The sequence below is a fragment of the uncultured Methanospirillum sp. genome (assembly GCF_963668415.2).
Classification (GTDB): Archaea; Halobacteriota; Methanomicrobia; order Methanomicrobiales; family Methanospirillaceae; genus Methanospirillum.
This window is the reverse complement of record NZ_CAXXDL010000001.1, coordinates 1,212,039-1,235,798: the sequence shown is the minus strand read 5'-3', so window position 1 is coordinate 1,235,798 and position 23,760 is coordinate 1,212,039. Positions and strand designations below refer to the sequence as shown.

The 23,760-nt window shown below is 48.9% G+C and carries 21 protein-coding genes and 3 tRNA genes; 13 read left to right on the top strand and 11 right to left on the bottom strand.

Annotated features, from left to right (window positions below; all coding sequences use genetic code 11):
- Positions 1-518 precede the first annotated feature (518 nt).
- On the top strand, positions 519-1,388 hold the full coding sequence (locus ACHZA2_RS05650; protein WP_319578884.1) for a hypothetical protein: 870 nt from the start codon (positions 519-521) through the stop codon (positions 1,386-1,388).
- Between the two features lie 79 nt (positions 1,389-1,467).
- On the opposite strand, the gene ACHZA2_RS05645 is transcribed toward ACHZA2_RS05650, so the two are convergent.
- Together ACHZA2_RS05645 and ACHZA2_RS05640 are read right to left on the bottom strand one after the other, a co-directional pair.
- Positions 1,468-1,950: a tetratricopeptide repeat protein gene (locus tag ACHZA2_RS05645; RefSeq protein ID WP_319578883.1), complete on the bottom strand. Its 483-nt coding sequence runs from the start codon at positions 1,948-1,950 to the stop codon at positions 1,468-1,470.
- A gap of 250 nt (positions 1,951-2,200) precedes the next feature.
- A tRNA-Phe gene (locus tag ACHZA2_RS05640) sits at positions 2,201-2,274 on the bottom strand.
- Between the two features lie 51 nt (positions 2,275-2,325).
- Here ACHZA2_RS05640 and ACHZA2_RS05635 point away from each other — a divergent pair.
- A complete protein-coding gene (locus ACHZA2_RS05635; protein WP_319539752.1) occupies positions 2,326-3,354 on the top strand; it encodes a phosphoesterase in 1,029 nt (342 codons plus the stop codon).
- 10 nt (positions 3,355-3,364) lie between these two features.
- Here the strand turns inward: ACHZA2_RS05635 and ACHZA2_RS05630 are convergent, their stop codons facing one another.
- Positions 3,365-4,144: a hypothetical protein gene (locus tag ACHZA2_RS05630; protein ID WP_319578882.1), complete on the bottom strand. Its 780-nt coding sequence runs from the start codon at positions 4,142-4,144 to the stop codon at positions 3,365-3,367.
- Positions 4,145-4,187: 43 nt separating this feature from the next.
- Here ACHZA2_RS05630 and metG point away from each other — a divergent pair, with 43 nt between their 5' ends.
- Positions 4,188-6,179, top strand: coding sequence for a methionine--tRNA ligase (metG, locus tag ACHZA2_RS05625; RefSeq protein ID WP_319578881.1), 1,992 nt, complete (start codon positions 4,188-4,190; stop codon positions 6,177-6,179).
- A 15-nt stretch (positions 6,180-6,194) separates the two neighbouring features.
- Here metG and ACHZA2_RS05620 read toward each other — a convergent pair whose 3' ends face one another.
- The 5 genes from ACHZA2_RS05620 to ACHZA2_RS05600 form a co-directional block, all read right to left on the bottom strand.
- Positions 6,195-6,677, bottom strand: a complete 483-nt coding sequence (locus ACHZA2_RS05620) for a HEAT repeat domain-containing protein (protein WP_319578880.1) — start codon at positions 6,675-6,677, stop codon at positions 6,195-6,197.
- An 11-nt stretch (positions 6,678-6,688) separates the two neighbouring features.
- Positions 6,689-7,516 carry a hypothetical protein gene (locus ACHZA2_RS05615; RefSeq protein WP_319539756.1) on the bottom strand — a complete coding sequence of 276 codons (828 nt, stop codon included), beginning with the start codon at positions 7,514-7,516 and terminating at the stop codon, positions 6,689-6,691.
- Between the two features lie 186 nt (positions 7,517-7,702).
- The gene (locus ACHZA2_RS05610; RefSeq protein ID WP_319578879.1) at positions 7,703-9,898 is read right to left on the bottom strand and encodes an elongation factor EF-2; all 2,196 of its coding nucleotides are present in this window, start codon (positions 9,896-9,898) and stop codon (positions 7,703-7,705) included.
- 45 nt (positions 9,899-9,943) lie between these two features.
- Complete coding sequence (locus tag ACHZA2_RS05605) at positions 9,944-10,531, bottom strand: 30S ribosomal protein S7 (protein WP_319539758.1); 588 nt, start codon at positions 10,529-10,531, stop codon at positions 9,944-9,946.
- A gap of 5 nt (positions 10,532-10,536) precedes the next feature.
- Positions 10,537-10,965, bottom strand: coding sequence for a 30S ribosomal protein S12 (locus tag ACHZA2_RS05600; RefSeq protein WP_319539759.1), 429 nt, complete (start codon positions 10,963-10,965; stop codon positions 10,537-10,539).
- Positions 10,966-11,123: 158 nt separating this feature from the next.
- Between ACHZA2_RS05600 and ACHZA2_RS05595 the strand changes: the two genes are divergently transcribed.
- Genes ACHZA2_RS05595 through ACHZA2_RS05575 form a run of 5 tightly spaced genes read left to right on the top strand, consistent with a single transcriptional unit; the run spans position 11,124 to position 14,174 of the window.
- Positions 11,124-11,537, top strand: a complete 414-nt coding sequence (locus tag ACHZA2_RS05595; protein WP_319578878.1) for a 6-carboxytetrahydropterin synthase — start codon at positions 11,124-11,126, stop codon at positions 11,535-11,537.
- The gene (locus tag ACHZA2_RS05590; RefSeq protein ID WP_319578877.1) at positions 11,524-12,132 is read left to right on the top strand and encodes a radical SAM protein; all 609 of its coding nucleotides are present in this window, start codon (positions 11,524-11,526) and stop codon (positions 12,130-12,132) included. Before ACHZA2_RS05595 ends, ACHZA2_RS05590 begins: the two co-directional genes overlap by 14 nt.
- A complete protein-coding gene (queC, locus tag ACHZA2_RS05585) occupies positions 12,133-12,795 on the top strand; it encodes a 7-cyano-7-deazaguanine synthase QueC (RefSeq protein ID WP_319539762.1) in 663 nt (220 codons plus the stop codon).
- A gap of 4 nt (positions 12,796-12,799) precedes the next feature.
- Positions 12,800-13,300, top strand: a complete 501-nt coding sequence (locus ACHZA2_RS05580; RefSeq protein ID WP_319578876.1) for an NUDIX hydrolase — start codon at positions 12,800-12,802, stop codon at positions 13,298-13,300.
- The gene (locus tag ACHZA2_RS05575) at positions 13,254-14,174 is read left to right on the top strand and encodes an alpha/beta hydrolase (RefSeq protein WP_319539764.1); all 921 of its coding nucleotides are present in this window, start codon (positions 13,254-13,256) and stop codon (positions 14,172-14,174) included. Before ACHZA2_RS05580 ends, ACHZA2_RS05575 begins: the two co-directional genes overlap by 47 nt.
- A 42-nt stretch (positions 14,175-14,216) precedes the next feature.
- On the opposite strand, the gene ACHZA2_RS05570 is transcribed toward ACHZA2_RS05575, so the two are convergent.
- A complete protein-coding gene (locus tag ACHZA2_RS05570; RefSeq protein WP_319578875.1) occupies positions 14,217-14,807 on the bottom strand; it encodes an acetate uptake transporter in 591 nt (196 codons plus the stop codon).
- Positions 14,808-15,093: 286 nt separating this feature from the next.
- Here ACHZA2_RS05570 and prf1 point away from each other — a divergent pair, with 286 nt between their 5' ends.
- The 5 genes from prf1 (at position 15,094) to ACHZA2_RS05545 (ending at position 23,479) form a co-directional block, all read left to right on the top strand.
- A complete protein-coding gene (prf1, locus tag ACHZA2_RS05565; protein ID WP_319539766.1) occupies positions 15,094-16,365 on the top strand; it encodes a peptide chain release factor aRF-1 in 1,272 nt (423 codons plus the stop codon).
- Entirely contained in the window at positions 16,365-18,032 is a 1,668-nt protein-coding gene (gene argS, locus ACHZA2_RS05560; RefSeq protein WP_319578874.1) for an arginine--tRNA ligase, read from the top strand. Before prf1 ends, argS begins: the two co-directional genes overlap by 1 nt.
- A 40-nt stretch (positions 18,033-18,072) precedes the next feature.
- On the top strand, positions 18,073-18,954 hold the full coding sequence (twy1, locus tag ACHZA2_RS05555; protein ID WP_319578873.1) for a 4-demethylwyosine synthase TYW1: 882 nt from the start codon (positions 18,073-18,075) through the stop codon (positions 18,952-18,954).
- A 7-nt stretch (positions 18,955-18,961) separates the two neighbouring features.
- Positions 18,962-20,542: an O-phosphoserine--tRNA ligase gene (gene sepS, locus ACHZA2_RS05550; protein ID WP_319578872.1), complete on the top strand. Its 1,581-nt coding sequence runs from the start codon at positions 18,962-18,964 to the stop codon at positions 20,540-20,542.
- A 210-nt stretch (positions 20,543-20,752) separates the two neighbouring features.
- Entirely contained in the window at positions 20,753-23,479 is a 2,727-nt protein-coding gene (locus tag ACHZA2_RS05545) for a PKD domain-containing protein (RefSeq protein WP_319578871.1), read from the top strand.
- A gap of 127 nt (positions 23,480-23,606) precedes the next feature.
- Here ACHZA2_RS05545 and ACHZA2_RS05540 read toward each other — a convergent pair.
- Positions 23,607-23,680, bottom strand: a tRNA-Val gene (locus ACHZA2_RS05540).
- Positions 23,681-23,688: 8 nt separating this feature from the next.
- Positions 23,689-23,759 (bottom strand) — tRNA-Gly (locus ACHZA2_RS05535).
- Position 23,760 lies beyond the last annotated feature (1 nt).

Genomic DNA, 23,760 nt, shown 5'->3' with positions numbered 1-23,760 from the left:
CGATAATCGGGAGCATATCTTGGGAATTTATCAAAAATATGGGGAGGCACCAATCCCATTATCTGAAATTTTAAATTCATTAGGTAAGGATGTCTTTAATGACTTAAAAGGGCTCAGATATTTAAGAAAATCCGGTTATCTTGCAAATTCTGGTACATTTAGTACTCGACGCATGTCAACTCGGGACAAAATATGCTTTGAATTTACACCTACCGGTATTGAGGCACTCAAGATTTGTTATTTGATAGACAATTGTCCTCTCTCCTGCAAGAGAAGTAATCCGTCCTTTAAAAAATGTAGATTATGTTTTAGCTCTACTCGAAAACGGCCTTTTCTATCCCAAAATGTTTGATTCACATACTGGGATTCTATTTTTAATTTCTCTTGAAGGTATTTTCACAATCCTTCAATTTCTTTTGGATATCCGTTAGTTAAAAATTTCAGGTTAGATGATAGTTACACTCTCGGTATAATTCTAGATTATAAATACTATAGCGAAGTATAACTCTAGTTATACTATGAAGACCGCCATCAGTATGCCTGATGATTTGTATCAGGCTGTTATTGAGTATGCCAGTGGGAAAAAGTTCAGTACAACGGTTTGCAATCTTCTCCGAATTGCATTGCATCATGATGAGGAAGTTATACCTGTCAATCATACTGAAGTTATACCTTCTAACGTCGCTGACCTTCGCTCAAAGATCGTCGATATTGAAACCACAACACGGAAGAACAATGAGGACATTCAAGGGGCATGGTGTCAGATTGAAGATCTCCAGAGTAGAGAAAAAACCACAAGTGTTCTTGTTAATAATTTCGATGAACGATTTAAGCACATTGAGGAAGACCTATCACTTGTAACCAATCAGATTAAAATCATCCATTCACAGGAGATTAGTATGGCTGATTCATTTGACTCTCTCCTTCACCGGGTGGATGATCTTTCAAGGAAGGATGCTGCAATTAACCTGGCATTGCCCCAATTAAAGGATATCATCATAGAGATTGATGCTATCAATGTCCGGTTATCTATGCTTGAAGGAGTAGCACCTGGGAGATGCTCCCTTGATGTGTTAGCAGGTAAAGCAATGGCCGCGAAAGGCAGAATAAATAGTGAATTGATACCAAACGCGACAAATGTAGATGAAAGAGGTACAACTAAAGTACAACCTGAAGTTATACCGGAAGAAAAGATCATTTTGACGGAAGAAATGAGACACGATGTCAAAGAGAAGATATCCGCCCTGCGAAAAATAGGAAAAACTTATGCAGACATATCCAGGCTCACAGGTATTGGTGAGAGTATGTTAAAAAAGTTAGGAAATGGTTATTCTGTAAAAATGGTATCAAAATGCGGATATGGGATCCTTACAGAGGTTGTTACATAACTCATATATGGTTATGTAATAAAGCAGAATTGATATCAATTCCTTAAAAAGGGGGTTAGTAGATATCCCCTACTGTATCTTAACTGGATTTCGCTTGATTTTTATCATAGGCCTTCCACATTTTCTCTTTGGTTTCCTTAGAAAACGAATCATATTGCTCTTTAGAAATTTTTCCTTCTTTCCATCTATGGAGGCATGCTGTGTCAGCAGCGTCATACTTGATTACTGCAACACTATACTTCCCTAATGACTCAAAATTTTCAGCCATGTGAATTAAAGAGTAATAATCGTTAGGATCAATTTCGACAATTCGTGAATATGCAATATTCGACTCTTCATATTTGCCCAAATTAGATTGACAATAAGCTCTCCCACGAAGTGCATCTACATTTTTGGGTTCAACATCAATAATTTTTTGATAAATCACTAATGCGTCGTCATATCTCCCTGAATTTGATAATTTCTCCGCCTTTTGATATAAGTCGTTTGTGTTTTCTGTACAACCGGGTATTATGAAAAGCAGAAAGGCCACAAGAATAACCCAAATTAAAAATCTTCCCATTGAAATAGTGTTATAGTCATACTTTGTTAAAAATGACTCGATACTTCTTCGGAAAGCATCCCTGTTATTGGGCTTGTTTCAAAGAGTATATGTAATTAAGGTTAGTTGGAAATGGAGAAGCCGCAAATGTCGTTTTAATTAAAGAATTGAGTAGCATTCAGAATTCTTTACTTACACTTATTGACTATTCTGAAAAGAATTACTTTGTTTCTGCTAACAAATACACAAGAGCATTAGAAAATAGTAAGAGTGCCCCAGCCCGGATTTGAACCGGGGACAACCAGATCTTCAGTCTGGCGCTCTCCCAGTCTGAGCTACTGAGGCGCGACTATACAGATACTCACTCTGCATTAATATATTTGTCGATATCGTTTGATGGAGGGATCATCAAATCGCTCGTATTATCTGGTTCAGAAACCAGAAATTATTGTAATGTTCTTCAGAAAGCGGAAGAATGGGCCTGATATTGCATCCATATCTGCAGACATAGCCCTTCGGACCGCACATATCGTTCATCTCACCCACAATGACTTTGATGCCGTCGGCGCCGATGCCGTGCATCGCATGAGATTCCGGAAAGAAGGTGTTGTTACCCTCTGGAGCTCGGTCGGAAAATTCCCGATGTACCTGGAGATAATATCCCAGATTGCAGGGAACGGAGACACACTGAGTATCAGTGATCTCTCATACCGCCGTGGTGTAGAACAACATCTTCGGAAGATCAAACAGAAAGGATGGAGGATCGAGTGGCGGGACCATCATCGCTGGAACGAAGATGAGATCGGTCTCATCCGCAAGATCGTAGATCACCTGCATATCGATACCGGGAGATGTGCCTGTGGAATCTGTACTGTTGATCTGGCACCTGAAGATGTCATTGCCGAGGAGATTGCACTGGTTGTCTGTGATTATGATCTCTGGAAGCAGAAAGATCCCAGATCAGCAGTTCTCGGACTCATTCTTCAGAGGGCAAAGAACCGTGAGCATGTCCGTGATATGCTGATGATGGGTGTGTTTGATGACAAACAGATAAGAAGCGAGTACGAGGACATCATGCGGGAGATGCAGAAGGTAATGAACCGGACCCTACGTGCTGCGAGTGTTCTTGGCACAAAGTACAGAATGGCCGTAAGCCCGATGTACGGATATCCGAGTGAGACTGCCGCATTCCTGCGCAAGGAACTGAAGTCTGATATTGAGGTCCTGGTTTCAGAGTCAGGAAAGTTCTCCATCAGATCTGTTCCCCCGATAAGCCATCTTATTGCCCGGGAGTTTGGTGGCGGAGGCCATCCCCATGCAGCAGGTGGGTTTTTCAGATTCACCCTCTGGGACAAGATACTTCTCAGGATAGTAAAAAAGAACAGGCACTTTCAGAAGATATCTGAAGTCGCCGAACGTCAATAATTCCCCTTCATCAATCAGAGGGGATCGTTGTTGTTGCACCTTCGGCAATACGGCTCCAGTACTGCCCCTCTGATCCCGTACCATATCCCCCCACCTGAATCCGATCCGGGTCCAGGTGCTCCAGCGCTTTTTTAAACCCGTCCTCGTCGGGATCTACGAGGATGAGGGTCCTGATATCATACTGATCGACGAGTTCATCTAGAAATTGGACCCGGTTGCAGGTCAGAGCAATCGTACTCTGAAATTCGAGAAGATCTGCCTGTGATCTGAGAGATCCATCTGGTATGACAAAAAAGGTCTTTTGAGAGGAGAGAAGTTCCGCCTCAATCGGACTGACCTCTTTGGCATGAAGGATATGGCCGGCAATATTCTTGTCCCGCATGCTTCTGAGCACCTTCGCGTAGACCTCACAAAAATCGGCAGAGGCCTCTTCATCATCCAAGTCTGGGCATCCTGGCAAAAGACCCGGTGATGGGAGAATTGATCTCACTAACCCTGCAGTTTTGGTCATCACCTGTGCATCCGCCTCGAACACTGATGTGTTTACATGACACCCTTCAGAGGAGCAGCCAAGTGCCTCCTCAAATCGTGCCTGCATAAACACCCCTCCTCCTGCCGGAGAAGTTATCCTGGTATCAACCTGCAGTTTGAGGGATCTGGTAAGATAGTAGGATATCAGATCAGCTTCCTTACCCTTCATTACCCTGATAAATCCGGTGAGTTCTTGTATATCCGGCTGATCGGGCTCTGATCCGAGAGATGTCGTTTTAAACCGGATTTTTTTAGCCATTTCTAATGATCTTATTTATAATATCAATCCCAAAAATGTAGTGATGAACAGCCGGCCTCTGCTAGTTACTTGTGGACTGCCATACACCAACGGTCCATGTCATCTCGGGCATCTCCGGACTTATGTTCCAGCCGATTTTTACGTGCGGTTCATGCGGAGAAAAGGGGAGCGTGCAGTCTTTGTCTGTGGTTCTGATAACCACGGGACACCGATTGTTGTCAGTGCTGAAGCAGAGGGTGTCACACCACGGGTGATCTCTGAGCGCTATCATGCCCACTTTGCAGAGACCTTCAAACGCATGAATATTCACTTTGATCACTTCGGGATGACCGATGACCCAGCTACGCACGCCCGTACCACACACATTGTGAACCGATTGATCAAAGCAGGCCATGTTTACCCCAAAGTTATCCAGCAGGCGTACTGCCCCAAGTGTAAAAAATTCCTGCCTGACAGGTACCTTGAGGGAATCTGCCCGCATTGCAGCAAACCTGCACGGGGAGATGAGTGTGATCAGGGATGTGGGAAGCACCTGGAACCCGGTGAACTTCTTAAGCCGACCTGCAAGATATGCGGAACTGCTGCCGAGTTCAGGGAGCAGGAGCACTTCTTCTTCAGGCTCTCCTCCTTTCAGGATTATCTCAAGGATTTTCTGAAAGATCTCAAAGGAACAGACAATGCCATCAACTATGCCCTCGGCTGGGTCAATGAAGACCTCCGTGACTGGTGTATAACTCGGACCCTGGAATGGGGAACAAAGTTCCCGGGTCGTGATGATCTGGTTGTGTATGTCTGGGTTGATGCCCCGATCGGGTACATCGGGTTTACTGAGGAATGGGCAGAGGAGACCGGTTCAGACTGGAAAGATTTCTGGTGCGATGACAAAGCACAGATCACCCACTTCATCGGGCAGGATATCACCTATCATCACTGTGTCTTCTGGCCGGCAATGCTGAAGGGTGCAGGATACGGGAAACCGTACGCAGTGGTTGCATCAGGCATGGTCAAGATCGATGATCACAAGTTCTCAAAGTCACGCGGGTACGTGGTCTGGACCAACGATGATTACCTGGATCAGGGTCTTCCAAGCGATTACCTGCGGTATTACATCCTCACCTATACCAGTCATACCAAGGAGATGAACTTCTCCTGGAAGTTGTTTTTGGAGCGGGTGAACTCTGAAGTGGTGAATACCCTCGGTAACTTCGTGTACCGTTCGCTTCACCTCTCCCACAAACAGTTTGGCGGAATACCGGATGTCCCCGTTGATCCGTCAGTACAAGAGAAGATTGCTGAAACCCTTGACACGGTCTCAACCCTGGTTGAGTCATACGACTTTAAGGGTGCAGTTGATGCCATCCTTGCACTTGCAGCGTATGGCAACACTTATGTGCAGACCAATGAGCCGTGGAAGTTAGCAAAAAATGATCTCTCTGCAATGGCCCGGGTGATGCGGAACTCTCTCCAGATATCAAAGGCTCTTACCCTGCTAATAGAACCGGTTATGCCTGACCGGGCAGAAAAACTCTGGACACAACTGGGCATGACCACCCCTCTTGCAAAGGCAGGGTTTGATGAAGCCCTTGTGGATCTGGTGCCAGGATCAGTTCCACAACCGACAATACTGTTTGAGAAACTGGATGAGAAGAGGATCAATATTCTTGATGTTGAGTTTAGGCAACGAATCGATGCTCTTACAGCAGCACCTCAACCTGATAATCAGATCAGTATCGATGAGTTTGCCAAAGTTGAACTCAAAACAGGGAGAGTAATCTCAGCAGAATCTGTGCCTAAATCCAGCAAACTTCTGAAGTTACAGGTCGGGTTCGGATCTGAGACCAGACAGATCGTCAGTGGCATTGCCCAGTTCTACAAACCTGAGGAACTTGTAGGAAAGGACGTCATTGTGGTGATGAATCTCAAGCCAGCCAAAATTTTCGGTATAGAAAGTAATGGGATGATCCTTGCAGCAGGCGATGAGGCATCTCTCCTTGTTCCGTTAAAACAGGTGGAGCCCGGAACAAAGATCAGATAATCAGATACTTTTTAATTATCCATTCAGAGCCTTCAGACTCTGGATCATCTTTTCTCTGACTGCCTGATCAGGCTCACGGGCCAGTGCTGATTTAATCTCTTTTCCTGTGACAGGTTCACCAATTGAAGCAAGTCCTGTTGCTGCAATGCCTCTCGTGTACTGGTGTTCATCACCCAGCAGGCGGATTAGGGTAGGAACTGCTTTGACATCTCTGATCATTCCGAGAGCCTTTGCAGCCATGTACCTGACGTGGTCCTTCTCATCATCACAGGTCTGGATAAGCTCCTGAACTGCTATGTCAGCCCTGAGCAGTCCGAGCGTTTCAGCAGCCCGGTATCTGATCCTCCAGTCTGGATCTTTCAGAAGCTTCACAAGAGGTTCTGTTGCCTCTTCCCCATGCAGGACAATCTTCTGAACTGTAGCAGCCCTCTGTTCTTTTTCAGGATGGTGTAACCCCTGGATCAGAACGGCCATCTGATCGGTTGAATTGGAACTCATGCAAAAAAGGTTCAGGTGGTCGAGGTGTATCCGACCGTCTGTGCAAGGTCGAATAATCCCCGTGCCTGTGTATTCTGTCTGTCGTAGATCTTGGTGGTTGTATTTGTGGAAGATGGATCTTTACCGTAGGTCTCAAAGTTTGTATCCTGATAGACTGAAGCTGAACCGGTTGCCAGCTTGTCTTTGGTATCAGTGTCAAGACCCTGAGCATCGAAGGCATACCGCAGATTGACAGGTGTCTTCGCATCTGCAGATATCATTCTTCCACCCATCTGAGTGACTGCAGCAACTTCTTTGACGTCCATCAGACTGCCCGCGCTGACGTATCCGCCAAATCCTGCTGCTCCACCAGATCCGGATGCAAACACACATTTCACTTCAGTATTGTTGGAAGTACCCCTTCCGTACTGAGTGATCGTACCCTGCTCATCGTAGAGCATCTGACCACCTTCGCTCTCATTAGCAAGGTAATTGATTGTGTGTCTGACTCCCAGGTTATCGGTTCCCTGCGATGCATTTGAACCGTCCATACTGAAGTCTTTCGTGTACCTGGTAGTACCGTATGCTGCAAGCGTGTTTTCCCGGTATGTGGTATCTGTCCTGACTTCATCCCCGTGCAGGGTTGCAGAGTTCAGATTACCCTCAGGTGTATTCGTCTGCTCCCACTCCATGTCATGATCGACAACAAGGGTGCCAATACAGGTGGCATCAATCGTTGTTGTGAGACCTGTCTGATCATAGAGTGCAGACGTCGGCCGTATCGCTGCTGCAATCCCTGGCAGGATAAATAGGCCAACCATGAGCAAGGCGAGAAGCCTGCTCCACTCCCTTTTATTCATTCTTATCAACCCCATCAGATGTCTGGCCATCTAATCCCAGATTATAACTGGACAGGAACATTTTGTCTGTCATAGATATATATTTTCCTTATTCGCATGGAGGAAATAAGGGAAAATCCGGGCTATAATTAATAAATAATATAATATCGGTGAGATTAAAAAAGGAGTGATGCGGTTGGGTTCAGGTTACGCGAGGTAATCTGATGCTTTAGGCATCTCTTCTTTGAGACCCTTGCGCTTGCGGATCTCAAGAACAACTTCCTTGACCATACCGGCTGGAACAAGTTCAAACCCTGCGAACTCTTGGTTCCACATGGCACGTCCTTCAGTTGCGGAGCGGACGTCACCAGCAAATCCAAAGAGTTCTGCAACCGGTGCCTTACCGACAACGGTGATGGTATCTCCTTCGCTGGTCATATCAAAGACCTGACCACGGCGGCTCTGGATCTGGGCGGTTGCTCCACCCATGTAGTCCTGTGGAACAGTGATGTGCAGTTTCTGCATTGGTTCAAGGAGTGAGTCGTTTCCAAGGAGAAGACCTGCCTTGATTGCACTTCTTACTGCAGGAATGACCTGGGCAGGACCACGGTGAATTGCATCCTCGTGGAGCTTGACATCAACAAGTTTCATCAGGAGGTTCTGGACCGGCTCGTCTGCAAGCGGACCACCGTCGAGTGCTTCATGGATACCTTCGATGATAAGTTCCATGGTTTCATTGAGGTACTGAATACCCTTGGTCATATCAAGGAGCATATTGGTGCCGTAAATGTCCTTGACATTCTTGGCCTCATCCTTCTCGAATCCTGCCTTGACCATCGCGTCACGACGCTCAAGCTGCTCCAGGTTCATCGAGATCTCATGGTTCTTGATCAACTCAACAACATGATCGGGCATCGGTTCGAGAATGAAGTAGAACCTGTTGTGGCGGTTTGGAGACTTTCCTTCAACAGCGCTCTCGAGCTTGTTGACTATAGTCTCACGGTACACCACGATAGGCTCTGAAGTGATGATCTCCACGTTTTTGTCACGCTTGATACGTCCGGTGATGATCTCCAGGTGGAGTTCTCCCATTCCTGCGATGAGGTGTTCACCAGTCTCTTCATTGATGTTGACACGAAGGGTTGGATCTTCCTTGGCGACCTGCCTGAGCACTTCAACCAGTTTTGGAAGATCCTTCATGTTCTTTGCTTCAACAGCAACGGTGACGACAGGCTCACTGTAGTGTTCGAGTGACTCGAACGGGGTCATATCCATCAGACTTGATACAGTTGATCCAACAACTGCGTCTTTCAGGCCGGTGACTGCAGCGATGTTTCCTGCAAAGAGTTCAGGAACCTCAACACGTGTCGGACCCATGAAGATACCAACCTGCTGAAGGCGGTTTACCTTCTTGGCGGATTGCATGACGTAGACTTCGTCTCCACGCTTGAGTTTTCCACCGAACAGACGCCCGGTTGCAACTTCTCCTGCGTGTGGGTCAAAGGATATGTCAGTCACCATCATGCAGCTTGGTGCATTGGGGTCACAGTTGTACATACCCTTGCCTTCGGGTGAGTTGATATCTCCGTGCCAGATCACACCTACACGCCTCTTCTGCGCTTCCAGCGGATTTGGCAGGAATGTTACGACCATATCAAGGATAACCTCACAAAGCGGGCTCTTCTTTGCGAGCTCTTTCATCTCACCAGCCTTGCAGTGGTCATATACATCCTTGAATGAGATTCCACTCTTCTTCATGTATGGGACAGAGATTGCCCAGTTGTAGAGTGCAGATCCGAATGCAACGGTTCCCTGTGCAGCATCGAGTTTCCACCCGTTGTTGTACATCTCCTCGTTCATTCCCTTGATGAGCTTGTTGACCTTGTCGATCACTTTACCAAGGCGGATCTGCATCTCCATCTCGTCAACCTGCAACTCATTGATAAGCCGGTCAACCTTGTTGATGAACAGAACTGGCTTTACCCGCTCTTTGAGTGCCTGACGAAGAACAGTCTCGGTCTGTGGCATGGTACCTTCTACCGCGTCCACAAGCACGACTGCTCCGTCGACTGCACGCATGGCACGGGTGACATCTCCACCAAAGTCCACGTGACCCGGGGTATCAATCATGTTGATGAGATACTCCTTGCCCTCGTACTCGTGGACCATTGAGACGTTTGAAGCATCGATGGTGATCCCACGTGCCTGTTCTTCTTCATCAGAGTCCATCCAACAGGCTTTCCCTGCAAGATCCTCACTGATAATTCCTGCTCCTGCCAGGAGGTTATCAGACATGGTTGTCTTCCCGTGATCAATGTGGGCGACGATACCGATGTTCCTGATATGGTCCGGCTGGTTCATGAGCTGCGTGACGCGCTCAACCGTTTTCTTCCCTCGGCTCATATTACACCTGAAATTCTCTGAAAAAAGTATTGAGAGATATGTTCTCTAACGTGCAGACTTGGCAACACGTTCCCGCTCTTCCCGCTTGCCAACTGAGTAACACTTTGGATCGCCGTTTGCTGCAGCGATCAGTTCATCAGCAAGGGCTGCTGCGACCGGCTTCTTCTTCTTGTGGCTTGCAGAGTATACCCCTGCTCCGATAAGGCCCACTGAAGTGTTGACACGGCGCATTGGTGCTGTATCGACAGACTTTGGAACATTGATTCCTCCGTACTTCAGTCTGACTGATTCTTCACGGGGGCCGGCGTTTGCAACAGCATCAACAAGAACCTCGACCGGGTTCTTCTTGGTCTTCTTGTTGATGATCTCAAAGGCATCCTTTACGATACGGATTGCCAGTGTCTTCTTGCCGGTGTTGACCTCAGTTCGCATGAGCTGGTTGATAAGCCGCTCAACGATCAGCATGTTTGACTTGTTGAACTCCTGCCTTGTGAGTCTGCCACAGGAATGTGGCACCATCATCGAGGTGAGGTTCACGTATCGTGCAATACCCGGGTCCTTGATATTGACCTCAGTCACGTCCCACTTGTTAAAAAGGAGGCGTGCCGGGGCCGACGCTGTTTCTTCACTCATCACGTTCACCTGCGCGGCTTCTCCTTCCGCCCTATGACCATCTCATGAAGACAGACATTGTTCACCTTGGTGACCACGTATCTGACCCCTGGGATATCTCCCATTGAACGGCCCAGACGGCCACCGATGCCTTCAATCTCGACTTCGTCGTGCTCGTCGATGAAGTTGATTGCACCGTCACCAACTGCAAACGCAGAGACCTGACGGCCGTTCTTGATCAGCTGCACACGGACACATTTCCGGATTGCTGAGTTTGGCTGCTTGGCTTCAACACCAATCTTCTCAAGAACAATGCCGCGTCCCTGGGGCGCGCCTTCAAGAGGATCTGATTTTAATTTCAGTCCGCCTGCCGTGCGGGCGAAATGCGGGTCGTGCCAGCGGAATCTATGCCAGTCGCGCTTTAACTTTCGTGCTGCGAATTTTCCCTGTCCCATTACATCACTCTGTAAAAATTTCGACGGAAACACCGGGTATCGGTGAGGTTTTGTCCAAATGCACGACAGATGCGTATTACCGTGCTAAGTTTGAAACCTGTCTGTATACGTTACCCCTTATGCAATATAATAGTTGTATTCCTGTCTAACATAATGATATGCAGATCAGGCTCTACAAGGAAGTCTCCTTCGATGCCAGTCATCGACTTCTTCACTACCAGGGCAAATGTCACAACCTTCACGGACATCGGTGGAAGGTTGAGATCTGGATCACTGGTAGGACTGATGACCAGACAAATATTCTGGTTGATTATAATGAGATCAAGCAGGCGGTTCACCGGTATGATCACCAGATCATTCTGAATCAGGACGATCCGATGGTTCCGAGGATAGAGGAGTTTCATCCTGTGATTACGACTCCCGGGGACCCGACCAGCGAACTCCTGGCAGAACTTATCCGGGACTCAATCGAGGCTGCATATGCTCCGAGTGGCCGGGATGTCAGGGTTGAGACGATCAGGGTCTGGGAGTCTCCGTCCTGTTATGCAGAGTTGAGGCATGAAGATCGCTGAAATTTTTAGCAGTATTCAGGGTGAAGGCAGTTCATCAGGGTATCCAACTGTCTTCATCCGCTTTGCCGGATGCAATCTCCGGTGCAGGTACTGCGATACCCCTGCCGCGCAGAATGATTGCGGAACTGAAATGGATCCTGGATCGATAGCAGAAGAGGTGAAGCGGACAGGGGTAACTCATGTGTGTGTTACCGGTGGAGAACCACTCCTCCAGAATGATCTCCCTGCGCTTCTGAAGATTCTCCACGACACCGGGTATGAGATATCTATCGAGACCAACGGGACAGTGGATTTCAGGTCGTGCCAGGATTATGCAACGATCTGCATGGATGTCAAGTGCCCGTCATCAGGTGAGAAGAGTGATCTGAATCTTCTCAAATGGATACGCCCGGAAGATTCGGTTAAGTACGTGATCGGTACCGACGAGGATATCAGATATGCTCATGAGACTCTGAAGCAAAATGCGGTGAGAGGAACGATCTTCTGGTCACCGGTCTTCGGAACAGATCCGATGAATATTGTATCGTTTATTCTGGATCAGAACCTTCCGGTCAGGTTTCAACTGCAACTTCACAAGATTATCGGGGTACAATAATTGAAAGCAGTGTGTCTTCTTTCAGGTGGCATGGATTCGTCTACCCTTGCTTACCTGGCAAAGTCTGAAGGGTATGATATCTATGCCCTTCATTTCACCTATGGGCAGCGTACTGAAGATAAGGAACGGGAATGTGCAAAGCGGATAGCCAGGCATCTCAATGCGGCAGAGTTCCTTGATGTAAATCTTGCATATCTGGTTCAGGTGGGGGCATCAAGCCTGACAGACCGGTCAATGCCCGTGAAATCCCATGAACAAGCAGGGGACGGGATTCCCCAGACCTATGTGCCGTTCAGGAATGCGAACCTCCTCTCTGTTGCAACAAGTTTTGCCGAGGCCAGAGGTGCAGATGCGATTTACATCGGTGTTCAGGCATCTGACTACTCCGGGTATCCTGACTGTCGGCCGGAATTCATCGATGCATTTCAGCAGGTGATAAACCTGGGAACAAGGCCTGATACTCACATCTCATTGAAGACTCCCTTCGTGAGAATGAACAAGTCAGAGATCCTGAAGATTGGAATGGATCTGGGGGTGCCGTACGAAGATACCTGGTCATGCTACCAGGACGGGGAGAAGGCCTGTGGTGTCTGTGGCTCCTGCCACTTTAGAAAGGAAGCATTTGACTCGATCGGGATCGAGGATCCGATCCCCTACCGGTGAATTCATGGAGATCTACCGGGGGAGACGCCTCACCATAGAGAAATCAGTCTTTTCTTTGCCTAACGGAAAGCAGCGTGAAGCAGTGGTAGTCAGGCCGAGCGGAGCTGTAGTAATATTCCCGATCGATGGGGAGCACTGTTATCTAATCAGGCAGTGGCGCTTTGCTATTGATCAGTATATCCTCGAGGCTCCTGCCGGTACCATGGAGGCCGGAGAGGATCCGATAGAGACAGCACGGCGTGAATTGATAGAGGAGGCAGGTTTTGCAGCTCGTGAACTCATCCCCCGCGGCTGGATCTACACGACGCCTGGCTTCACTGATGAGCGGATCTTTATTTATGAGGCCCGGGGGCTCACGCCCTCACACGAGTATGCTCCTGATGATGACGAGATCATCGAGCCGGTTCGTCTGTCAATCCCTGAAGTCTGCCGAATGGTCAGGGATGGTGAGATTGTTGATGCCAAGACGATTGCTGCGGTGTTTCACTGCACTGGGAGACTGTAACATGGTGGCCCAATCCTTTCTTGTTCTCCTCCTTCTCCCTTTTTTGCTCTGTGTCGGGTGCACAGGTCTTCAGAATCAGGACTCTCTACCTACATATTCAGTATCTGATGCAGGTCTTCTCTCTCTATCGCTTTCTGATGCTCAAGTTTCCTCTACCCTTTTGGAGTCAAAAGGAAATGTATCGGTTGAAGATCTGACATTTGTCACTTTTGAGGGTAATGTTTCCGCAGTTCTGATCACTCCTGCCCAACCTGTTGCCTGTCTGGTTTGGGCTCCCGGGGCGGGGGTTCCTGCAACCGGGCATATCGATCACCTGATACCTTATGCTGAGCAGGGATATGCCGTTCTCGTAGTTGATATCAGAGGGAATGGGGGAAAAACTCCTGGATATCCTCTGAACATCGAGCAGGATTATGCAAAGTATTCTTCCAGGGAATGGCCTCAGGTTTATCTGATTATTGCAGATTTGATCGAGGCAGAGCGATACCTCCATCATCGATATGGATCAGTCGTTCCTGTCTGGATGGTTGGAGAGTCAAATGGAGGGCGATATGCAGCTATTTCCTCAGTTATTGATTCGGATGTCACCGGTTTTGTGGGAATATCAACATCTGGCTATGGTATGGCAGGAAATCAGTACCAGGGAGATGCAAGATTGTTTCTGCTGAGCATCGATCCCGATGTTGCGTGCCCCTCGCTAGGTCCGCGCCCTGCACTGATCTTTCATGCACCACTTGATACTATCATTCCTGAGAAATCCGGAAAAGATCTCGCAAGTATTATTGGTCCATCAGCAAAATTCTATGAATTTAATGGAACTCATGGGGTAAATGGGGAAGTTGATGCCATTCTCCTTAAGCAACTGCAAAATTGACATCCCACTTACGGTAATTCATTAGATATCTCGAAAAAAGGTTCAAACTGGGAAGATCTTCTTCCCGTATACTTCATTAATCGTCTGACCAAGGCCTATGTAAAGGGCAAGAAGTCCGGCGATTATTCCAGTAAGACCCGCAAGAGGTTTGAGTATGGCTATTCCGGTAAGATCGCTGGCGATGAGAAGTGCCACCAGAAGGACCACGAAGAAAAGGGTGACATTCAGGATCCGGTGCATCTTAAATGAACAAACGAACAGGCCTACTGCAAAGACTCCCCATACTGCCAGAAATGCTGCCATATCGGTGGCTCCCGGAGCTTTTGCAAGACCCATAGTTGGCAACATCAGGATTGACGCAAATGAAATCCAGAAAAATCCAAAGCTTCCGAAGGTAAGCATTCCAAAGGTATTATTTTTCTTCCACTCAAGGATTCCGGCAATGACCTGAGCGATTCCTCCGTAAAATATTGCCATAGCGATGATGGGGCTTGCAAGGGGGGTAAATCCTGCATTATGCAGACTCAGGAGAATTGTTGTCATCCCGAATGCACATAATCCGAGTGGTGCAGGGTTTGCTGTATCATCTACGAGAAATATGTTGTTTCTACTCTTTTCTTCAATATGATCCATGATTACACCAAAATATGTCTATCCAGTCTGGTTCACTTTTATAATAATTTTCGCACCACTAATCTTTTCAAAAAAAGTATAATGCACCAGAAAATGCCTTACTTTGAACGGTGTGTGGTGCACTAATGGATGTTCATGTGTTTTCTGACTAAATTTAAAAAATTTCTCTGTTCTTTTGACAATTTTCAGATGTTCATGATGGTTTTTTCCTGATGTCCTACTTCACCGGATATCTTAAGTTCCTCACCACTCAATATATACCAGCTTACAATACAGGTTTGGTGCCATGAGCGAAGCGGTTGAACATGATGACGCACGGCGGCGTTATGAATTTAAAAAGATGCTTGAGCGGCTGGAGGCGAAAGAGGGCAGTGGAACCGAACTGATCTCTCTCTACATACCTCCGGACAAGCAGATCTATGATGTAACCGCCCAGCTGCGGGACGAGTTTGGCCAGTGTGCCAACATCAAATCGAAACAGACCCGGACAAATGTACAGAGTGCTATATCCAGTATTCTTGCCCGGCTCAAATACTATAACAAGCCACCGGAAGAGGGAATGGCTGTCTTCTGTGGGAGTGTGAACAAGCATGGAGATCGCCAGGATCTTGAGTGTGACGTGGTGCTTCCGCCCCAGCCCATCAATCTCTATTTGTACCGGTGCAGTTCCAAGTTCGAACTTGAACCTCTCCGTGACATGCTGGAGGAGAAGGCTGTATACGGCCTTCTGGTCCTTGACAGGCGGGAAGCATACTGGGGATTCCTCCGAGGCAACCGGATCGATCCGATCGGCGGAACAACCTCCACGGTTCCTGGAAAGCAGCGCAAAGGTGGTCAGTCAAGTATACGATTCGAGCGGCTCCGTCTGATCGCTATCAATGATTTCTATAAGAAAGTAGGCGAGCGTTCTAGTGAGATATTCCTGAGTGAGAAAGACTACTTCAACCGGTTTAAGGGTCTGCTCATTGGTGGTCCATCCCCGACAAAGGAAGAGTTTGAACAGGGTCAGTTCCTGCATCATGAGGTGCAGAAGCGGGTCCTTGGACTCTTTGATGTTGCATACACCAATGAGAGCGGGCTTCCCGAGCTTGTTGATGCTGCCGAGGATGTCCTTAAAGGGCAGACCGTTATTGAAGAGAAGCACATCATGGAGCGGTTCTTCAAGGAACTTGTCAAGGACAACGGCCTTGCCGCTTATGGAGAACAGAGTGTTAGGGCAAACCTTGAACTCGGTTCAGTTGATATGCTGCTCCTTTCTGACAAACTCCGCAAGTCACGTCTGATCATCAAATGTGATGCCTGCGGGTACACCGAGCAGAAGACGGTCCAGATGGAAGCGGGAAAAGATCCAAGTGACCTTGACTTCGGGCCCTGTCCGAAGTGTACATCCCCGCTTCAGCTTGAAGAGGAGTTTGACATCATCGATGAACTGACCCAGCTTGCTGATCAGAGCAACAGCAGCGTTTCCATCATATCAGATGATTTTGAGGAAGGGTCTCAGTTATACAGTGCATTCGGCGGGATAGCCGCAATACTCAGATACAGGACAGGGTTTTAATGTACATTTCCTTGTGCGAACAGGTTGAAAAAGTTCTTAAAGAATACACCGGCAGGGATGATGTTCTCCTGGTTGATGGTGGAGACCATGCAGATCTCGCATCAACTGTGGCATTTGCCATGGCGAAAGAGAAGCGGATGGCTCCCGCACAGATAGCCGGGGAGATCACCGATGCCATATCAGACCGACTCTCAAAGGAGTTGAATGTCCGTACCGAAGCCACCGGGCCGTACATCAACTTCACGTTTGAGGGACCCTATTGTGCTGATGTGCTGAAGGCTGCAGTAAAGCCAGGATATGGGAGTCTTCCTGCAAAGAGTGTACGGGTTGTTCTTGAGCACACGAGTGCAAACCCGAACGGCCCGCTTCATGTCGGTCATATCAGGAACACCATTATCGGTGATACCCTTGCCCGGTGTTTCCGCAAGGCAGGCTACCCACTTGAAGTGGAGTACTATGTCAACGACATGGGCCGCCAGATCGCGATCGTTGCCTGGGGGATTGATCGCCAGCATGCGGATGTGTATGGAGAAGGAAAAGGCGATCATCTGATAGCCGAGGTCTACATCGAGGCAAACAAGCACCTCACTGCTGATCCGTCACTCACTGCAGAGATCGATGCCCTGATGCAGAAGGTCGAAGCCGGAGACGAAGAGATCATCCGTAAATTTAAAGGCCCGGTCAGGCGCTGTCTTGATGGCTTCAAGGAGACCCTTGCCGGACTTCATGCTCACCATGACCGGTTTGTGTATGAGAGTGATTTTGTCAGGAACGGCGATACCAGCAAAATACTCGGCCGAATTGGTCACATGCCTGAAGCAGTCCATGAGGAGACCCTTGCACTTGATCTCTCAAAGTACGGGTTTGAGAAGAAGTACATCCTCAGGCGGTCTGACGGGACCAGTGTATATGCCGCACGTGATATTGCATTCCATATCTGGAAGGGTCACAACTTTGACCGTGTGATCGACGTCCTGGGTGCTGATCACAAACTCATCGGCAGACAACTTCAGGCAACCATGGACCTGCTCGCGGAGAACGCCCCTGAGATCGTCTTTTTTGAATTTGTCTCGCTCCCCGAAGGTTCCATGAGTACCAGAAGGGGGACGTTCATCTCTGCAGATGAACTGCTTGAAGAGGCCGGTCGGCGTGCAATGGAAGAGGTAACTACCCGACGTCCTGAACTTGATGAAGAGGCCCGGCGTGCGATCGCTACTGGAGTTGCAGCGGCAGCGATCAGGTACGATATTGTCAAGACGATCCCTGAGAAGAGCACGGTCTTTGACTGGAAAGAGGCGCTTGACTTTGAAAAGCAGAGCGGCCCGTACATTCAGTATGCCCATGCCCGTGCCTGTAGTATTCTTGACAAGGCCGGAGAGTTCCCCCACTGTTATGAGATCGAAGGTGATTGCGAGATAGATCTGGCCAAAAAAATTGCCAGGTTCCCCAAAGTTATCGACCAGGTAGTCACTGAACTGAAACCGTATCTGCTGGCAATCTATGCCCGAGAGCTTGCCGACATCTTTGGTTCATTCTACCATGCAGAGCCGGTTCTCAAGGCACAGGGAACCGTGCGGGATCGGCGTCTTACTCTGGTTGAGGCTACCAGGAACACCCTGAAAGAGGCTCTTGAAACACTGGGGATAGATGCGCTCCGGGCGATGTAAGATACCAAACGGGCACAGCCCCGAGATATCACTCCGGAGGATGGGATATCTCTTCTTTGATCCCTCCTCTTCTGCTTCGCTCAAACCCTGCCTCTGGTGCAAACGTGCACTGACCGGGGGAGAGATGTGCTACAAGCACCAGTTTTATGGCATCTCCAGCCATCGGTGCGTTCAACTGACTCCGACGCTCCGGTGCAACCACCGGTGTCTCTTCTGCTGGCGTTCTTTTGAACATGAGCATCCTGCCGAAAAAGATCTTCCACCGGCAGAGATTGTGAACCGGATTCCGTTTCTTCAGAAGAAGGGGCTTGCCGGGTACAAGATCTCTCCCAAAGTTACCCCACAACGATGGGATGAAGCGATCAATCCGGACCAGGTTGCGATCTCCCTGTCAGGAGAGCCGACCCTGTACCCGTATCTTCCTGAACTGATTGAGATGCTTAATCAGAAGGGATGCACAACCTTCCTCGTATCAAACGGGACAAACCCTGATGAACTCAGGGCGTGCAGACCGTATCAGAAGTATGTCTCGCTCACTGCGACTGACCGGGACACCTATCTGAAAGTTGCCCAGCCACTTGAGGACTACTGGGATAGGCTGCAGGAGAGTCTGGTCTCACTGGGCAGAGAAGCGGACCAGGGAGCAAGAACTGCGATCCGCATCACGGTTGTCAAGGGGATTAATGATCATGATCCTGAAGGGTTTGCCAGATTGATCCAGGAGAGCGGTGCCTCTTTCGTCGAGGTGAAGTCGTATATGCATGTCGGATTCAGCCAGCGTCGCCTCACGATCAAGCATATGCCCCTTAATCAAGAGATCGAGGCATTTGTGCAGGCGATGCTTCCGCATTGTGACTACACCATACGGGGGGAAAACTCCCAGTCCAGGGTTATCTGTCTTGAGAAGAGCGAGAACGCGTGAGGATATTATGAGATTTGATATTGAAGAGTTCAAACAGCGGGCAAAGGAAGATTATGAGGCAGCGTGGCATGCAGGCCCGTCGGTCCTGACACCCCCGTCGGTAGATCGGACATATCCAAGGCTTCAGTACAGGCAGGCAACCCCCCATCCGGTCTTTGCAACGATCCAGAAACTCAGGGATACGTACCTTGCGATGGGGTTTGACGAGGCTGAGAACCCGATCATCGTTGATGAACAGGAGGTCTACCGGCAGTTCGGTCCTGAAGCGATGGCAGTGCTTGATCGTGTCTTTTACCTGGGCGGTCTTCCGAGGCCGAATGTCGGGATCGGAAAGGATCAGGTCGAGAAGATATCAGGGATCATCGGTCGTCAAATATCAGAAGAGGATGAAGAGGCTCTCCGGAAGACTCTGCACGCCTATAAAAAATCGGAGATCGACGGTGATGACCTGACACATGAACTCGCAGCAGTGCTCAAGACCGATGATGCGCTGGTTGTCGAGATCCTTGATCAGGTCTTTCCTGAATTCCGTGAGTTGAAACCCGAATCCGGGCGCCAGACCCTCCGGTCTCATATGACCAGCGGGTGGTTTCAGACGCTCGGTTCCATCTGGGAGAAGGTTCCTCATCCGATCATGCTCTTCTCAATCGACCGGTGTTTCCGCAGGGAACAGGCCGAAGATGCCCAGCGTCTGATGAGTTACCACTCTGCATCCTGTGTAGTTGCAGGAGAAGATGTCACCATGGAGGATGGGAAAGCAGTTGCCCGGGCTCTCCTCTCCTCATTTGGATACACAGACTTTGAGTTCAGGCCTGATGACAAGCGATCAAAGTACTATATGCCTGACACCCAGACAGAGGTGTATGCGTCCCATCCTAAACACGGGTGGGTGGAGGTCGCGACCTTTGGTATCTACTCCCCGTCATCACTTGCAGGATATGGGATCGGTGTCCCGGTCATGAACCTTGGCCTCGGAGTTGAGCGCCTTGCGATGATCGCTTCCGGATCAAATGATGTCAGGGAGATGTGCTTCCCCCAGTTTGCTACAAAGCAGTATTCAGATGCTGATATTGCCAGGGCAGTCTCGATTGAGAAGGAACCATCGGCAGCCGGTCGTCAGATTGTCCGTGCTATCTGTGATGCAGCTCTTCCAAATGCAACCGCAATAGGGCCGTGCTCGTTCAAAGCATGGGAGGGTGAAATTTTAGGCAAAAATATCTCTGTCTTTGTCGAGGAGCCAGAGGAAGGAGCAAAACTCCTCGGCCCTGCATGTATGAATGAGATATTTGTACAGGATGGTTCAGTTCTTGGAGTACCGGACACAGAAAAGTTCGCCCAGGTTAGAAAGGAAGGAACTCCTGTCGGTCTCTCGTTTCTCCATGCCGCTGCTGCTGGCGCTGTGGCTTCTATTGAGATGGCAGCTATGTGCGGAGAAGGAACAACGGTGCAGTATAAGATGGCCCGACTCCCGGGAGATATTAACCTGAAGATCGCTCCCTATGCTATGCGGTACATCACCGATAACAACAGAAAGGTCGACGTCCGCGGACCGATCTTCCTCACGATCAGATCAGAGATCAACCCATAATGTACATCTCCGGAAAAAAGTCCGGTTGATTATTCTATTTTTGATATACTTCAGATCTGATATTTTTTCATGTGTCCTGTAATCCATTTTTTCGTCTTCCCCGGGCGCATCTTCCGGAAAGATTATCATGAACAGGAACAACATTCAAACAATTGAAACTCTGAGGTTTCTACTGAAGTAATCCGGTTAACGGATGTTGGGGCTTTAAATATGGATGGGATTCGTGCAATAAGGCCTGTATTGGCACTGGTTGTTCTGCTCTGTGCGTTGATAATGAGTGCGGCAGCGGTTCCCCCGCTTCCGGCTGAGTTCTATGGATCAGTCACGCAACAGGGCAACCCGGTTCAAGCAGGAACAGTGCTGACAGCAAAGATAAATGATCAGATTTGTGGGCAGTATACTCTGAAGGAAGCCGGCAAATATGGGGGGGCCGGAATCTTTGATGATAAGCTGATGGTTGTGGCATCAGAGAATGATCTCAAGATCGGTCCTTTATCTGTCAATTTCTTTATCGGCGATACAAAGGCAGATCAGGTCGTCCCCTTCGAATCAGGAAAGGTACAGAAACTGGATATGAGTGCCGGAGGATCACCATCAGGGATTGTTGCAGACTTTGAGGGTACCCCGACGAACGGTGCAGCCCCTCTGACTGTCAAATTCACAGACAGATCCACAGGCAATCCGACCATGTGGAACTGGGACTTTGGTGATGGTGTAATCCCGATGGATGCATCCTGCTCTGGTGATGTATGCAACAACATAGCGAATCCGATTCATACATACAATACTCCGGGAACGTACACCGTCAAACTGACTGCAAGCAGCCAGATCGGAGGTACGAGTGTCAAAGAGAAGGTCGGGTACATCACGGTGAGTGGAAGTGGTGCAGGACCAAAGGCTTCCTTTACTGCAGATAAGAGGAGCGGACCAAATCCGTTGACAGTTCAGTTTACTGACACCTCTTCAGGCAGTCCTACGATGTGGTTCTGGGACTTTGGTGACGGTACAAACGCCTCAATTGCATCTCCCTCTCATACCTACCAGCAGGCCGGTGTGTACACGGTCAAATTGACCTCCTCAAGTCAGCAGGGAACTGACACAAAGACTGAGAAGGACTTCATCGCTGTCACCGGCGATATCCCCCCACCGGTTGCCATGTTCGAAGCAACACCACTTTCGGGTTCAGCCCCTCTGACGGTCAAGTTCACAGACCTCTCCATCGGACCGCCGACCACCTATTACTGGGACTTCGGCGATACAATCACCTCGAATGAGGTAAACCCATCGCATACATACACCGGACCGGGAAGTTATACTGTGACGCTCACTGTATCCAACAGTGGTGGTAGCCACACGATGAAACGTGATAATTACATCCTTGTGGGTGGCAGCCCCAGTGGTGTAGTGGCCGACTTTGAAGGAGCACCGACGAGTGGAGCTGCTCCTCTGACCGTGAAGTTTACTGACAAGTCTACCGGTAGTCCAACGATGTGGATCTGGGACTTCGGTGATGGTGTAATCCCGATGGATGCATCATGTTCCGGTGATAGTTGCAACAACATTGCAAACCCAATACACACGTACACTGCTCCCGGTGTCTACACGGTGAAACTGACTGCAAGCAGTCAGACCGGTGGAGTGAGCACAAAGACCAAAGAAGGGTACATCACAGTCTCCCAGTCAGGTGGAGTTATTGCTGACTTTGAAGGCACCCCGACAAGCGGTGGTGCTCCGTTGACTGTGAAGTTCACCGACAAGTCCACCGGTGGTCCAACGATGTGGATCTGGGACTTCGGTGATGGTGTAATCCCGATGGATGCATCGTGTTCCGGCGATAGTTGCAACAACATTGCAAACCCGATTCACACGTACACCGCTCCTGGTGTCTACACAGTCAAACTGACCGCAAGCAGCCAGACCGGTGGAGTAAGTACAAAGACCCGTGAAGGTTACATCACGGTCTCTCAGTCAGGCTCAATTATCGCTGACTTCAGCGGAACACCAACTGCGGGTAGTGTTCCACTGACCGTCCAGTTCAGCGACAGGTCTATTGGTGGTCCAATAATGTGGGCATGGGACTTTGGCGACGGTGGTACCGATATGGTTGCAAATCCATCTCATGTGTACCGGAACCCGGGAACATACACGGTGAAACTGACCGCTAGCAACACTCAATCTACCAACTCGGTTACAAAGTCCGGGTATATCTCTGCCTCACAGCCAGGTCCCGGTGGGTCGGTGAAGATCACCTATGCACCTGACCGCTCACAGGTGTACCTGAACAACCAGTTACAGGGTGAGACCAGGTTCCTGCAGACATTCAGAATTGGAAATCTCCCGGGTGGAGTGAACCAGCTTCGGATAACCAAGCCAGGATTCACTGATTATATCAAAGATGTATCAGTTGAAGCAGGAAAAGAGATTGAAGTCATTGCAGACATGAAGATCAAACCGACGAACAACGGTATTGTGAGTGTCTATACATATCCTGCCGGCTCGTCGGTGTATGTGGATGGAAACCTTGCCGGTACAGGCCCGCTCTGGCTTGCTGATGTTACACCCGGTGTTCATTCACTCAGGGTAACCTCACCGAACTACCTTGACTGGAATCAGCAGGTCAATGTGGTCGGAGGTGGCAGTGTCACATATGTCACCGCTGCCCTCTATCCGTCCTGGTGGTTGCCACAGTATGGGTACGTGATGATATCGTCGCTGCCATCAGGTGGACTTGCATATCTTGACGGGGTTGCACAAGGCAACACCCCGCTGACCCTCTCGCAGGTCAAGCCCGGTGTTCACACAGTCCGGGTTGAACTTGCCGGTTACCAGCCGTTTGAGCAGCAGGTCAATGTCATGGAAGGAAGGACAGCGTATGTGATAGCCCAGCTGAGTCAGGGCGGGGTTATCCCGATGAGTGCGATGTCGGCGGGAAGTTAGAAAAAATCCTGTGAATTGTAGCCTGATGGCTACATCAATCTTTTTTAAGCAATTTTTAAAATCTGAAGTAATTATGTGAAACCGTACTAAAAGGTTTCATGAAATTTAACAAAAGGGATATTAATCATGGGCTCGCTGAGATTCGAACTCAGGATCTCCGCCGTGTGAAGGCGACGTCATAACCAACTAGACCACGGGCCCAAAAGAAATGCATCGATCGGGAATTGAACCCGAGCTATTGGCTTGGAAGGCCAAAGTCATGCCTCTAGACCATCGATGCA

Bases quoted from the DNA above. Each gene is read 5' to 3' on its own strand.
- ACHZA2_RS05650 (WP_319578884.1), top strand. From the start codon at position 519: ATGAAGACCGCCATCAGTATGCCTGATGATTTGTATCAGGCTGTTATT.
- ACHZA2_RS05645 (WP_319578883.1), bottom strand. From the start codon at position 1,950: ATGGGAAGATTTTTAATTTGGGTTATTCTTGTGGCCTTTCTGCTTTTC.
- ACHZA2_RS05635 (WP_319539752.1), top strand. From the start codon at position 2,326: ATGGAGGGATCATCAAATCGCTCGTATTATCTGGTTCAGAAACCAGAA.
- ACHZA2_RS05630 (WP_319578882.1), bottom strand. From the start codon at position 4,144: ATGGCTAAAAAAATCCGGTTTAAAACGACATCTCTCGGATCAGAGCCC.
- metG (WP_319578881.1), top strand. From the start codon at position 4,188: ATGAACAGCCGGCCTCTGCTAGTTACTTGTGGACTGCCATACACCAAC.
- ACHZA2_RS05620 (WP_319578880.1), bottom strand. From the start codon at position 6,677: ATGAGTTCCAATTCAACCGATCAGATGGCCGTTCTGATCCAGGGGTTA.
- ACHZA2_RS05615 (WP_319539756.1), bottom strand. From the start codon at position 7,516: ATGAATAAAAGGGAGTGGAGCAGGCTTCTCGCCTTGCTCATGGTTGGC.
- ACHZA2_RS05610 (WP_319578879.1), bottom strand. From the start codon at position 9,898: ATGAGCCGAGGGAAGAAAACGGTTGAGCGCGTCACGCAGCTCATGAAC.
- ACHZA2_RS05605 (WP_319539758.1), bottom strand. From the start codon at position 10,531: ATGAGTGAAGAAACAGCGTCGGCCCCGGCACGCCTCCTTTTTAACAAG.
- ACHZA2_RS05600 (WP_319539759.1), bottom strand. From the start codon at position 10,965: ATGGGACAGGGAAAATTCGCAGCACGAAAGTTAAAGCGCGACTGGCAT.
- ACHZA2_RS05595 (WP_319578878.1), top strand. From the start codon at position 11,124: ATGCAGATCAGGCTCTACAAGGAAGTCTCCTTCGATGCCAGTCATCGA.
- ACHZA2_RS05590 (WP_319578877.1), top strand. From the start codon at position 11,524: ATGAAGATCGCTGAAATTTTTAGCAGTATTCAGGGTGAAGGCAGTTCA.
- ACHZA2_RS05580 (WP_319578876.1), top strand. From the start codon at position 12,800: ATGGAGATCTACCGGGGGAGACGCCTCACCATAGAGAAATCAGTCTTT.
- ACHZA2_RS05575 (WP_319539764.1), top strand. From the start codon at position 13,254: ATGCCAAGACGATTGCTGCGGTGTTTCACTGCACTGGGAGACTGTAAC.
- ACHZA2_RS05570 (WP_319578875.1), bottom strand. From the start codon at position 14,807: ATGGATCATATTGAAGAAAAGAGTAGAAACAACATATTTCTCGTAGAT.
- prf1 (WP_319539766.1), top strand. From the start codon at position 15,094: ATGAGCGAAGCGGTTGAACATGATGACGCACGGCGGCGTTATGAATTT.
- argS (WP_319578874.1), top strand. From the start codon at position 16,365: ATGTACATTTCCTTGTGCGAACAGGTTGAAAAAGTTCTTAAAGAATAC.
- twy1 (WP_319578873.1), top strand. From the start codon at position 18,073: ATGGGATATCTCTTCTTTGATCCCTCCTCTTCTGCTTCGCTCAAACCC.
- sepS (WP_319578872.1), top strand. From the start codon at position 18,962: ATGAGATTTGATATTGAAGAGTTCAAACAGCGGGCAAAGGAAGATTAT.
- ACHZA2_RS05545 (WP_319578871.1), top strand. From the start codon at position 20,753: ATGGATGGGATTCGTGCAATAAGGCCTGTATTGGCACTGGTTGTTCTG.